This window comes from Williamsia sp. Y721 (genome assembly GCF_059683565.1).
Genome location: NZ_JCASNH010000004.1, coordinates 36793 through 50471, shown reverse-complemented (window position 1 = coordinate 50471; position 13679 = coordinate 36793). Strand labels below are relative to the sequence as shown.

At 59.8% G+C, this 13679-nt stretch carries 5 protein-coding genes and 1 pseudogene; 1 reads left to right on the top strand and 5 read right to left on the bottom strand.

What is annotated here, in order from left to right; genetic code table 11:
- Positions 1 to 287: 287 nt before the first annotated feature.
- Entirely contained in the window at positions 288 to 2081 is a 1794-nt protein-coding gene (locus tag AC56PL_RS19710; protein WP_497154883.1) for an alpha/beta hydrolase family protein, read from the top strand.
- A 37-nt stretch (positions 2082 to 2118) separates the two neighbouring features.
- On the opposite strand, the pseudogene AC56PL_RS19705 reads toward AC56PL_RS19710, so the two are convergent.
- The 5 genes and pseudogenes from AC56PL_RS19705 to AC56PL_RS19685 form a co-directional block, all read right to left on the bottom strand.
- Positions 2119 to 2727: pseudogene (locus AC56PL_RS19705) on the bottom strand (nuclease-related domain-containing protein); the annotation flags it as partial.
- Positions 2728 to 2740: 13 nt separating this feature from the next.
- On the bottom strand, positions 2741 to 5980 hold the full coding sequence (locus AC56PL_RS19700) for a UvrD-helicase domain-containing protein (protein ID WP_497154882.1): 3240 nt from the start codon (positions 5978 to 5980) through the stop codon (positions 2741 to 2743).
- Between the two features lie 10 nt (positions 5981 to 5990).
- Positions 5991 to 8516: a PD-(D/E)XK nuclease family protein gene (locus AC56PL_RS19695; RefSeq protein ID WP_497154881.1), complete on the bottom strand. Its 2526-nt coding sequence runs from the start codon at positions 8514 to 8516 to the stop codon at positions 5991 to 5993.
- 971 nt (positions 8517 to 9487) lie between these two features.
- Positions 9488 to 10273, bottom strand: a complete 786-nt coding sequence (locus tag AC56PL_RS19690) for a GIY-YIG nuclease family protein (RefSeq protein ID WP_497154880.1) — start codon at positions 10271 to 10273, stop codon at positions 9488 to 9490.
- 270 nt (positions 10274 to 10543) lie between these two features.
- Positions 10544 to 13678, bottom strand: a complete 3135-nt coding sequence (locus AC56PL_RS19685) for a restriction endonuclease (protein WP_497154879.1) — start codon at positions 13676 to 13678, stop codon at positions 10544 to 10546.
- Between the last annotated feature and the right edge of the window lies 1 nt (position 13679).

Sequence of the window (13679 nt, the reverse complement as noted above, 5' to 3'; positions counted from 1 at the left end):
TTCGAGGCGGAGACCGCTGCGACGAGATCGGTTGCCGATGGACTACTCACAGTCGACGATCTTTCCCTACCAGTCCGACAATCCGGGCGGGCCGATCTTCGCGAACCAGTGTCACGTTCTAGTATCTGCGATACAACCGTACTAATGAATTGGGGCCAGCGAGTTTGAATTGGCGCGGTCTCAGGTGCGAGCGGGACTGCCCTCGAGCACGCTGGTGTGTCGGACGAAGTCGCTAGGCTGAGCGACGCACCGACGGTGTTGATATCAAGAGACGGAAAGGCATTTGGATGAAGCTCGTCTACTTACACGGAGTCGGTGATGGCGATGGCGACCACGGATGGCTCAGTGCACTGAATGACAGCCTCGTAGCTCAAGGGCTCTCCGCAGTCGACGAAGTCGACGTTATCGCGCCCTCCTATTCCGACATCTTGTCGTCACCGGATGCAAACGCCGCGGTTCCGAAGCCGACCGCGCAAGGCGAGAAAGCTGACGTCTCGTCTGAGCGTGCAAAGTTCTTGAATCGACAGATCGAGGCCGCCAGGGCAGTCGGCGCGGACCCCTCTGTGCAAAGTATCGGGTTTCCACTACTGGACCTAGACCCCTCACATGCAGCACTAGGCGGATTGGCGAAAGCGCTACCCAACAAGCTTTTTGCGAACGAGATCCATCAGATTGAAGCTTATGTGTACCAGAAGGGCATGCGCGGAGCTGTTCTGCAACGTGTGCTGTCTCAGCTCCCTGAGCGGGGGGAGATCGTCATCGTCGGCCACAGCCTGGGGAGCGTAGTAACAGTCGACCTCATTACTCGGCTTCCGAAAGACATCGTCGTTCGACGTGTTGTCACCATCGGCAGTCCTGCCAACACCGCGCTCTTCGCGGCATCACGGAGGGAGCTCATCGGGAACTTTCCCTATAAGTCAACAAACTCATGGCTGAACTTTTTCAGTCCACGAGACCCGGTGACGCGCGCTCGTGGACTCGCCGGAGTGTTTGCAGACGTTCAAGACTTTCGCGTCGACATCGGGGCGGCCGGGCACCGCTCGAAGTCCTACCTGCGAAACACAGCCGTCGCACGGGCTGTCGGAACGGCGTTTCACCAATCGTCCAGGACCCCTCGCCGCACAACGCGAGTCACCACCGCGCTGACCGACGACGTGGCTGCTTTGATCCTCGAGTTGCACTTCCGGTATGCAGTGCGTGACTCAATCAACGACAAGAAGGTTAGCGCACGATACTCGGAGGCCATCCGCATTAAGCGGGCTGATCTAGTAGCCCAAATCTGGGACGCCGACGCAAACGGCATTCCGCTCCCGCGAGAACTCCATAAGCTCGCTGAAGGCGACACGCCCAAGATCCCCGATCACTGGACGGTCGCTGGGCTGATCGAACAGCTCACCATTCTCGCTCTCAGCGACTTGATCGCACCGTTCGAAATTGATATTGACGATGCAGCTTTCAAAGCTCTGCCCATAATCAGCGAGAAGGCGGGGCAATCGACGTCGTTCGGTCCCGAACTCCGATCGATCGTTCGCGTGTTCAATGAATCGATCACAAAGATGACCAAACCTGGGGCCAACTGGGGACGCATCGCATTTGCGGCTGCCGGAGTCGCTGTAATCGCGATAGCGCCGTACAGCCTCATTGCACTAGCGCCAGCAGGCGCTGCGGGCGCCGCAGCGTTGACGGGCGGGTTGGCGGCGCTTGGGCCAGGTGGAATGGTCGGCGGACTTGCTGCGATCGGCGGTATCGCTAGCACAGGCGCTGCCATCACCACCGCCGCCGCTGTTGGCGGACGAGGTGAAAGAGGCCAATTGAACTCCGGGCAACTGCTGTTGGCGACGGCAGTCGCCTTCGCGCAGAAGAGCTTCGGGCACGAGTTCGACGACGCGATCTGGTTGAAAGCATCTGCGGCCGCCGCAGAGCTGTCGGCCCAAATAAATACGGTGGAAGCGATTAGCGACAGTAAGTCCCGGTCGCTTTCAGCGTTAATTTCGGAGCGTGACCTCGCACAGAACCTCATCACGTTCATGGAAGCGAACGACCTCACGCCAGCCGCCACGCCCCAGCTCGTTTTAGAGTAACGTCCTAGGCCTAAAGGCTCTTCGACGCTTAAAAGAGGTCTGCGGAGTCTTCGTTTTCCAGGGCACGGGCAACTGCATCACGTTGCGGTAAACCGCGCCCCGCCAACGTTATTCGGAATTGGTCAATGCCCGCATCATCGAGTAACCGTCGATCAATCTCCTGCTTGACCAGAACATTGCAGATGAGACCGACCAGATGGTGGAGCTGAGTTCGATCCACTACTTTCCATCGCGGACAGTCGGGAAGCGCAAAGCCCTCCGGCAGTTGAGTGTTCGGCAGAACGATCATGTGGTCCCATCGGACCCGCCCCTGCGACCATCGCGGATCACTCTCGACGAACTCCCGGAGCGCATAGCAGGTATCACGCGCTTGCCGCACCGGGTCGATCTCCACGTGTTGGCCGCCGCGGTTCTGACGCCAACTGATGCCGTCGTGCCAGACCTCTCCGCCTTTAACTTCGATGCACACGATGCCGACGCCTTCAATCGCCACCACAAAGTCGGCCTCATGGTCTTTCAGGTGGTCTGTCACGCGTTGGCCCGCGGCGACGAAGTCTCCGTCCTGGAGTTGGATGAGCAACTCCTGCCACACGTTGTGCTCAGCACCGTTGGCAAAACGTGGTGACTCGGGGTGAGTAAAGGGCATCCTCAACCGCCTTTCAGACCAGTGACCGCTGGAGCACTACAGCTTCATCGGGGCGGCAGAACACCAACACTAGCGATGACAACCGTTCCCCAGTCGCTCGACGCAACAGGTCGGCATAGATCGCCAACTGAGCCCAATACTGCTCGAGCGTCGTCTGTGACACACCGACATCCGTCTTGTAGTCGACGATAACGAGCGACCCGTCGTCCTCGCGATACACCAGATCGGCAATCCCCTCGACCACGATGTCGCTGCCGGGAGCAAGCCCGCCAAGCGGCATTTCTTGCCAGTGTTCTCGCACAGCCGCACGTTGCACCGGCTCGGAGGCAAGCGCCGATCGCGCGAGTTGCACGAATCGACCGGCGTCGACCAAGCCCGCGATACGCGCCGCCACCTTCGCGCGTTCGGCGAAAGCGTCGTCGATGTCGCCGCTGAGACCGCCCGACTCGAGCAGTGCATGCAAGGCAGTGCCCAACGCTGCACCGCTTTCCATTGAACCCACCGCCGGCGGCACATTCTCGTCCGCAGCAGCAGAACTCAACAGCTCGCCTGCCCTGTACGCCTGCAGAAGCAACGCCCCCTCCGAACGCTTCTCGTGAACGATATCGGTCACCGACAACGACGAAGGGACCGCACTCGCCGCTGCGACCAACGCTGTCTCGGCCTGCCACTGTTCCCAGGTCTCGAGTTCTGTTGCAGCTCCTTTGAAGTCGTCGTCATTACGGACCGGATCAATCAGGTCAGGCGCCTCGTTGGGTACACCGTCCGTACCTCGCGCGACGATGGCGCCCCAGCAATCATCGCGGGTCGTCCGATAGCCCGACACAGCCAGCAAACTTTCCGCACGGGTGCAGGCAACGTAAAGCAGCCTCACCCGTTCCGCGTCGACGTGCGACTTCTCAGTCTTGGCCACCGCGGCGTACCCGAGCGACTTTGCTGACTTCGCGAGGTACACCTCCATCTGGTCGTTGCTGTCCCAGAGCACCGGTTCCGAGGTGTTACGAACACCACCACTCATCCCGGCGACGATCACCATCGGGAACTGCAGCCCTTTGGCCGCGTGAATGGTCATGATGCGCACCGCGTTTACACCGATCTCCGGAAGCACCGCCTCGGCGACACGAGCATTCTCTTCTTGCTGCGTCGATGCCCAGTCCAGATAGTCGCGGAGATCTCCACGACCTTCGCCATACCAGGCATGAGCCTGATCGATCACGAACCGCAACCGCCGCCATACGTCGCGGTGCCGTGGCGAGTCCATAGAGACTTCGAAGACTCGACGATCGGTGGCGAGTTTGCTGAGCAGAGCCCCGGGCGTCAGAAGACCAAGATCAAACCAAACGCCTTTCAGGTAGGCGAGCGCTTCGGCGATCGGCGACTCATCTTGTCCAGCGGGCGGGTCACTGAACCAGTTCCACTGGCCCCCAGCGGCTTTCCAACGCAGGAGGTCATCGTCACCACAACCAAACAGCGGTGTGCGCAACGCCGCCACCAGCGCAGCCTCGTCTGCGGTGTTGGATAGCGCTCGCGCCGTGACCAACAAGTCGTGCACTTCCTGCGTCGAGTACACGAGCGACGACGCTTCGGAGCGGAACTCAATGCCTGCAGCGTCCAATGACTTTTCGAGAAACGGCAACACCGCGCGTGACGGAATCAGGATGCAGATATCGCTGAGATCGATGGGTGTGTGGTCATACGTGCTGTGACCACCTGTCTCCTTCTGCCAGCCACGAGTGATCGCGGTGCCGATGATGCGCGCGACATCTTTCGCTTCTCTGGCTCGCAGCAGTTCGGCAGGCGACAACCCCTGCTCTTCGTCTGTGGGATCAGATTCATCCGAGAACACGAACGGACGGGGGCCCCACGACGATGCGGTCCAGTCGGGCCTTCCGGGCGCATGGTCAAGCGCCGTGTACTCAGCCTGCACTTGAGGTTCCGCGACCACGAGGGTGTCGAAGACCGAGTTCACCCAGTCGAGAACGGGTTTGGTGGACCGGAAGTTCGTGGTGAGACGAACAACGTCGTTCGGATCGGTGTTCTCACGCGCTGCCATGTAGGACGCTATGTCGGCGCGCCGGAAACGGTAGATCGACTGTTTAGGATCCCCCACCGTAAAGAGCCGCCCGGGGTGGTCGGGCCCGGCAACGATGCGCTGGGCAATGTCCAGTTGGAGCGGGTCGGTGTCCTGGAACTCGTCGAGCATAATGCGCTGGTACCTGCTGTGCACGGCGGCTTGAACCCCCGGGTTCGACACCAGGTCACGGGCGTGGACCAGTAGATCATGGAACTCGAGCTGCCCTTCGCGCTGTCGCTGCCGCGCTTCGTCAACCACTGCGTACGAAAGATGGTGGACCACAACAGCCAGAGCAGAAGCGACGTATCGGTGACACGTTTCCTGCGCCAACTCGCCAACCTCCTTTACCGCTGCTCTGATCTCTTTGAGCCTCGTAGATCCTCCGGTCCAATTCGGACCACGCCCGGTATTGCCAAGCTTGGGACACTGGTCGACGAGTCCCATCCATGCGGTGGTGTCCCGTCCGGCGGCTATTGCTTCTCGCCAAGCCCGCACTCGATCCAGCCCGCCAATCATCGGGTCCGATGGGTCGAGGCACTCGTCTACAACGTCGGCAGCAAGGTCTGCGGCCTGGAGAATGGCGTCGATATCAGGAATCCCCACCGCTGGAGCAGTGCCGCTGAGCCTCAGGCGGTCCCAGCTCCGATCGAGCGCATCGGCAAGCGTACGAACCTGATCCAACGACGCGCCCGCGCCGATCACCACCTGCATTGCCTCCGCCAGGCCCGCAGGCGCGGTTGCCTCGTCGGAAAACAGGGTTGCGCGCATCCGCCGCCACCGGCGTTCAAACGACAACTGCGAACCCATTGCGTCGACTACCGAAATACGTGGCGGGACTCCTGCTTCCAGCGGATGCTCGCTGACGAGTCGTGATGCGAAAGCGTGCAGCGTGCCCAGCGCAGCGGTATCGACTTGATCGAGTGCTGCCTTCGCCGCCGGACTGTCATAGGTGGCCAGCTCGTCGCGGACTCGTTCACGTAACTCGGCTGCCGCCTTCTCGGTGAAGGTGATCGCTGCGATGTCGTCGAGCGGAATGCCATCGGAGAGCACCAGGTGGCAGATGCGCTGAACCAGCGAGTGCGTCTTGCCGCTGCCAGCGCCGGCCTCCACAAAAAGTGTCGCGCCCGTATCACTCTGGATCCGTAGCCGCTCTGCGAAGTCAACGAGAGATGTATCCATCGTCGTCACCTCAGGCACCATGCTTTGCGAGGTAGTCGGCGATCTCCGGAACGTCGTCGAGATTCACCCACGCCCGTTCGAGTCCGGCCTTTCCAATGAGGTCAACAAGGGGGTCTGCCCAGTGCGACTGGGGTGGTCTCGGCGGGAAGTACCCTGCGGCGACAGCATTGTGGACCAGTTCCAAGTCGGTCTTCAGAATGTCGATGACTGTATCGGTGACGTCGTAGCCCACCGAACCGAATTTTCCTCGAGCGCTCGCGAACCAGTACCGGGCGCTGACCTGCTGTCCTTGCGTCGCGGCGAACAATCCGTAGACCGGCAGCTGAAACTTGGTCCCGCTATCTGTCGGCGCGGACTCCGACAGAGTCTTGTACGAATCCGCATTGCCAGTCTTGTAGTCGGTGACCCGGACACGACCATCCGTGTGCTGATCGATGCGGTCAATAGATCCGGTGAATGCGACTGCGGCAGAGCCGAGATCGATCTCTAGGCGGTGTGGGTCTTCGCCGAACTTCTTTTCCACTCCGGTAGGTGCCCAGCCTGATTCTCGGTCGTTGGTGTCGTGTTTGTGCCAGTCAGCGAGATCGCGGCGAATGATGCCACTGTCTTTGGCCCATAGTTGAGGAAGCCAACCAGGGGCGTCGATGCGGGCGTTGTGGAGCACGCCCTCCGCGATGCCCAGGAGGCGGTCGAGTGTGGCATCCTGCCCGTCCATCACGCCCTTGATGTACTGCTCGAGTGTTGCGTGAATCAAGTTCCCCCTGGTCAGCGGATCAAGTTGAGCCTCATCGTCAGGATCTGGCAATGCATCGACACCGAGGAGCGTTCGGACGAAGAACCGGTACGGGCTGGCGACCCAATCTTCGAGTCGCGACGGCGACACTGGCTTGTCAAAGAACGTCACCAAATCGCTGATGGCTGAGACGTTTCCGTTGTATCGAGTAAAGCGACCGTTGAGACGATCACTACGCATCTCCATGCCGCGGAACACGACCACGTCATCGAGTATGTTCCGCCGATCACGTGCTGGGACACCAGCGAGCGCACGGAGACGCCACTCCGTTGGGGAGGCAGCGCTGGTTCCGAGGCGGGCCTCGGTCCTTTGAGTCGCCACATCAAACGATTCGACGGTCACAATCGTTTTGATGTCGTTTGTTTGCCTCTCCCAGTCAACAACATTGATCTTCTGACCCGACAGATGTTCCAGTGTGGAGATGGCCCACCGCGACGGTACCTTTTCGGCACCTCCACGAAGGCTCCCCCGCGGGAACGTGATGATGCGGTGCACTCGGCCAGAGCCGAGTGTGAGCATCAGTTGCCGATGTTGTCCGGCGATGTCGTCGGCGAGTGTGCGACCGGTGAGTTCGGCCGGCAGCAATGGGTCTTCGCGGCGCCTCGCCGGCACGATGCCTTCGGCCATACCCATCACGATGCAGACATCGAGGTCACGACCGACGCCAGCGCTGATCGGACCAACCGAAACCCCAGTCCCCGATCGACCGACCGTCCTTGCCACTCGGGTGATTCGAACCGTCAAGGCGTCGACCACTCCGGTCGCTGTTGGCGCGGGCGCAATGCCATCCATCGCACGAAGGTCACGACAAATCTGGCGAATCGAGTCCGCATCCGCCGCGGTCGGGTCTTTGTCGCTCCGGGACGTGGTGACGAAATGGCTTTCGACAAAGTCCAGCAACAGTTCAGCTGCGCTGGCCCAATCCGAAGCGGTCACGATATTCCGGAGTTGTGCACGGAGACCGTCCACAAACTGATGCATCGCCTGAGCTTCGGCATATCGTTTATCACTCGGATCGAGTTGAGTGAGCCGCGCCCAGTCAGCACCGCCGACGATCGGAACATACTTGCGTGTCAGCAGTTCGAGCTTCCGCAGAGAGACCGGATCGTCGCCAATCGCGGGCCGGCGCAGGACGCGCTCGGCCAGCACCGCCAACAAGTCACGCCGCGGCATCATGTCGAGGTCGAGTCGCAGAAGGTCGAGCAATGATCGCGCGAGAGGTCGGTCAATGAGCGACGTGCAATCGGGGCCAGTGAACTCAATACCGCCATTGACGAAGTGCTCGTGGATCAGGTGGAGATACGGATCATCGGTTCCGTAGAAGACGCCGATGCGGTGACCTGGCGTGCCCGTCGACAGATGCTTGCGCACGATCCGACTCACGGCACGCACCTCATCATCTGCATCTGACGTATGCACCACCATCGTCCCCGTGACTGCAACCTCGCCTTCGACCGTCTGGCCGCGACTCTGCATCGCGCGAAGGACCTTGAGCGCCGCTGGGTCTAATTCACACGGCTGGAACACGATGATCTTGCCGAGCTGGTCGGTTCGGTCCACGGCTGCCGCATACGCCTCGTATGGCAAGTAGTAGTCCGAATCGTGCGCCTTTGTCGCAAGAAGGTGCACACGGAGGGTGTCCTCGACGAGCCGGGAGCTGGTCACGCCCTCGAAGTCGGTGTATCCGCCCAAGACAGAACTCGCTCCGGCCAGTGCCTGGGAGGTGACCGGTTCTGTTGCCACGTGCTCGAAGAGCCCAGGTCGTTCGGACAATACTCGTCGGACAGATGCTTCAAGCAACGGATAGTCGAGTGGGAGCCGCGGCGCGAGAGCTGGGGCAGCAAGTAGGCCAACAGCTTGCCATAACGTCAGCACGCGAACGTTCGCAAGTCCTACACCGCGTGCGAGGTGCTTCATCGCGTCGCGTCCTGCACCGCCACTAGGCACAATCACCGTCACCAATGCCAATAAAGAACCATTCTTGATGTGCCGGATCGCATCGGCAAGTTCGCCGTAGGCGTTGGTTTTCGTCACACCTGCATCATTACCCACCGCCGCGACATCTCGTGGGACTTGGACACGGCCTCCGGTCACGCTCAAGCAGCTTTGCCAGTTGCACTCGGCGCACCACCCGTCCGTGACCTTTATGTTTGCGCGCGTAGTTCGAAGCCGCCAGCGCCTCGGTCATTCGAACGATTGAATCGTCGGCGCCCTGGACGAACTCGCCACGGGGCGGCCAGAGCAAGACGAACGCGCCCAGTAACCGGTCGGAAGCTCCTGATCCGTGTCAAGCATGTGGCGCGGGCCCATCCCGACCAACAACTGCATCTGGTGATGGACAACTACGCCACCACAAAGAGCAAGAAGCCCGCGAGTATCTCTTTGCAAACCCGCGCACCGCAGTGCATTTCACGCCGAACTCGGCATCGTGGATGAAACTGGTCGAGGGCTGGTTCCGCATCATCGAACGCGATGCCATCCAGCACGGGCAAGGTTCGAAACGCGACCGAACTGACTGCAAAGGTCTGCGCCTGCACCAACGAATGGGATTCTTATGCTCAACCATTCGTGTGGGCCAAACCCCCCGAGAGAAATCCGAAGAGAGCCAACCCTCCAAAAACTTCAAACGCGGACCATTAGGTTCACAGAAACCCCTACTGCAGCACCGACATAGCACGGAACTGATCAAATTATCAAGGCGCTACAAAACATACCTACAGGCTGCCAACCTCAGCCTCATTCACAACCACGATTTCAAGATCGTGCGATTTGGCGATCCTATCGAGAAATCGAAGGGAAGTAAGAAACCACTCAGTACCGCCCCGTCGACTTCTGCTTCGATCATGATTTGCGTCGTCCAGCCACGCATGAAAGTTGGTCTCGACAGCTGCGGACTTCCCCAGTTCAGTAGGGTAAACACGCAACAAGACCGGGTCCTCAGGCAATGCTGTGATCCGCGTCTGACCGGCCACTCGTTGAAAGGTGTCACGCTCAGAACGCCCGACCTTCAGGAGCGTTCGATCGGACTCAGGATCGAATGGATACCGAAGGTAATGAGGCAAGGTGTATACGTAGATACCGGGAACATTGCGCTCTTCAACGTCTTTGGTTTTCTGCTTTGCTCTCTCATCTTCGATAGTCTTTGCGGCCACATCATCAGCCTTAGTTAACAATGAAGTATGCAGATCGTCCAGATAAGCTCGGGTTGGCGCTTCAAGACTCGGGTCTTTCAGCCAGTTTCGGAGCCGACTCGCTATCTGAGCAGACACCGAAGTGCTGACGGGAAGGGTTCCGTCCAGCATCGCTGCGATCATGGTCTTGTAGTTCGAGACAAATCCAGACGTGCTGACGCCGAGTTCGTCCGCTATCTCAGTAGCTGACTTCCCGTCTTCGCCGAGACGGTAGACATCCCCCAGTCGCGTATTGTCAGCCCTGAGAATTTCGATTATTGAGTTGCGTACGGAGGTCTGATTCTGCGCCGAACCGGCTTCTATTGTCATTGCATTCCTCCGATTGTTTCTCGCCCTACAGTGTCTATTCCAGTGCCGGTACGGACACTCTTGTGCGGTGAAAACTTCTACACCAAGAAGCGCACTGCCTGTTCCACTAGTTCAGCACGAACCACCGACAGGCATCACCGATTTGCGTCTGAACAGCAAGGCTTTTGCCGCACCCTCCCCTCTACAGGGCTGCTGCGCGGCCCACTACCTCGCATATGTATAGCGACGCCTCCTTAAGCTCGACCGCCCAAAGCCGTCTCGCCAGCGCCCTTACTGGCCGTGCACTACGTTTTCAGCGCCGACATCATCCAGAACAGCATCCGCGCTCTCCATCGTGTCGACTACGGCGTACTTCAGATCATTGAAGCCGACGTCAACACGCACACGGTCGAAATGACGCTTGGCTGCAGCGATTTTGCCGCGCTCAACTGGCCGAAGGAGTTCCAGATCCGTGTTGCCCTTGGTCTCGAAGACGATGTACTGACTCCCGTCAGGGCGCTCCGCCATCACGGCCCAGTCCGGGTTGTAGTCACCAAGCGGTGTGGGGATGACAAATGCGTCGGGCAGCTTGACGAAGGCCTTGATGTCGTCGCGCTGCTGAAGCCGCAGAGCGAACTCCCTCTCTACACCTGAGTCGACTACCACGTACTTGTACGGCGACTTCGTGCCAAATGAGATGGGCTCGTTGTTGGCATCCGCCACAACGTTCCCACCGCTCCCCGTGTATCCCGAAAGATCAGCTTCCTCGAGCAACGACAATGGATAGCGCTGTTCGCGATCGGGCCGGCTCGGATCGACCAGCTCGTACCGAAGCCCGTTGATCAGGAACCGGGATTTGGTGGCGTTCAGTACCGCGGTCACCCGATCCACGTACACCTGCGGGTTCATCTTGAACTGATGAAGTGTTCTCGAATCGGTCAGCACGTGAGCTATGGTCCCCCGGGTGAGTTGAGTGCGATCGGCAAGCACAGAGAGGATGTCAGGCAGATTCTGACTGTCCTCGTAGCGAACATCGGCGCGACGCGCGTGGCTGGTCTCGGCGTTCAAGCCACCCTGGTCAATGCGATCGACGACATGGGTTAGCCACTCCCCCTTCCGCTTTGGCACCGGTGCCATCTCACGCAAAGCCTTCACAATCTCGTCGCGCAGTGCGGCCTCGTCGACTGCGACCCGGAACTCCGTGCGGTGTTGGATTCGGTCCCAAAGGGCCTGGAACTCGGGACTCTTCAGCCGCTCCTCCACCACCGGCACAGAAATGCGGGATCCGGCCTTCTTGACGTCAATGGGCTTGGCGATCCTCTTGATCAGCCGGCGAATCTCGACCTGACCATGCTCGTCCGCAATTGTCCCCTCGACCAGCTGGCGGAGTTCTTCGGTGTCTTGTTGAACGGCGTCGCGGAGCCTGTCCTGGACCCTCCCGCGCGAGTCGATATATTCGGCCTTCAGGAGGGCCGCGAAGAGCTCACGGCCCGTCTCGTTACCAATGGGCTCGGATTTTGAAGCGCCGACTGGCTTGTATGTGAGCCGAGCGAAACCGTCGACCGTGACGACGCCAAACTCAATACCAAGGTCCTCGGCAAGCTCGCGCTGCAGCTGTTCAGCAAACTCCTCATAAGACTCATTGGCTATGACAGTCAGACGGTTGACGTCGAATCCGCGGACACGGTTGCCGTCGCCGTCGACGCATAGCCGCAAGCCTCGCCCGACACTCTGTCGCCTCCAACGCTCGGAGCCCATGTTTCGCAGCACACAGATCTGGAAGACGTTGGGATTGTCCCACCCCTCCTGGAGAGCGGAGTGGCTGAAGATGAATCGGATTGGACTGCCAGGCGTTGTCAGGCCGACCTTGTCTCTCATGATTTGGTCGTAGGCAAGGCCCGCCTGCTGGCGGCCTTTGTCCGTCGTCTCTCTGGTGTCGACGAGACGCGCAACGCCCCCACGACCGCGGTCTACCGAGAAGTAGCCCTGATGGGCTTCGGCCGCGACGACGTCGGCAGGTCTGTTGCCGAGAAGCTTGTTGAACTCTGGTTCGGACGCGATCTTCGCGTACTCGTCCTCAAAGATCTGGGCATACTCTCCTGGCTGGGCTTCGCCGTTCTCGTCGTAAACACGGTATTTGGCAACTGAGTCGACGAAGAAGAGACTGAGGACCTTGATCTTTCGGCCGTGAAACGCAAACTCGTCTTCCTTGCGCAGGTGTTGTCGGATCGTCTGCGCGATCATCTGTCGGGCGCGTTCTCCCAGGCCGATCTCGGCGCCGATTGCTTCGCCGACCTTCACCTCACTGTAATCGGTGAACCGGACATGCTCCGCTCCGGGAACCACGCTTATGCTGTCGACCATCAGGTCGCGGTACAGGTCGCGACCGGCATGATCACCCAGGTTGTCCCCGATGCCGACGGTGAACGACTTCCGCTTGCTGCCCGTCGCGGTCTCGGCGTCGAGTTCCAAGCGCGCCGTGAACCTAGAGCCGGTGCGCTTCGTGCTGAGCAGACGCACGTAGGGCGTAGTGCCGCTGCCCTCCGTGACGAGGTCGTCAACCTCAATCTGCTTGACCAGCTGCTTCTCGTAGGCGCCGATTGCGTCGAGGCGGTAGACCAAGTTGCCTTTGTCGAACTTCGGGTGGGTGGCGGAGTACCGGATCGTCGCAGCTGGGTTCATTCCCTCCACTGCGAGCCGGCCAGCGCCCTTCTTCTTGCGCGGATTGCCGTCGTCGCCGTACACGCTCTGTGGCTCATCAACGATGACAATAGGATTCGTTGCGCGCACGAGGTCCATTGGCACCTCGAGGTCGAGGTCCTCGGACGGTTTGTTGATCCTCGCGGTCGTCTTGTTCATCGCTGCGACCGTGATGATCATGATCTCGATCCCCGACGACGTCGCGAACGACCGTAGTCGCGAGACGTTGTCGCCGGAGTATTTGAAATATTGCATCGGCGGGTTCCCATACAAGGCACCGAAGTGCTCCCGCAGCATGTCGACCGACGTCGCAACACCCTCATTAATCGCGACAGAAGGTACAACGATGACGAACTTCGTGAAGCCGTATAGCGAGTTCAACTCGTAGATCGAGCGAAGGTAAACGTAAGTCTTTCCCGTCCCGGTCTCCATCTCGACCGTAAAGTTCATTGACTCTAATTTCGGCTCAGGAGCTAGACCAATGTTGTCCTGTGCCGCACGCAGGTTCTCGAGAACTGTTTCGGGTGCTACACGAAGCCGGTTGCCGTAACCCTGGGTGGAGATGCCCAGCGCGTCCCCCGATGCCTCGAACAGTCCCTCGCTCAACGTGGCATGGGCCTGAACTGTGAAATACGACGTCAGCGACTCCTGCCCCTTGAAGAGCCCCGTGACGGCATCGATCGCGTCGCGCTGGTAGTCAAGGTCCGCCTCGAAGGTGAACTTCACG

Bases quoted from the DNA above. Each gene is read 5' to 3' on its own strand.
- AC56PL_RS19710 (WP_497154883.1), top strand. From the start codon at position 288: ATGAAGCTCGTCTACTTACACGGAGTCGGTGATGGCGATGGCGACCAC.
- AC56PL_RS19700 (WP_497154882.1), bottom strand. From the start codon at position 5,980: ATGGATACATCTCTCGTTGACTTCGCAGAGCGGCTACGGATCCAGAGT.
- AC56PL_RS19690 (WP_497154880.1), bottom strand. From the start codon at position 10,273: ATGACAATAGAAGCCGGTTCGGCGCAGAATCAGACCTCCGTACGCAAC.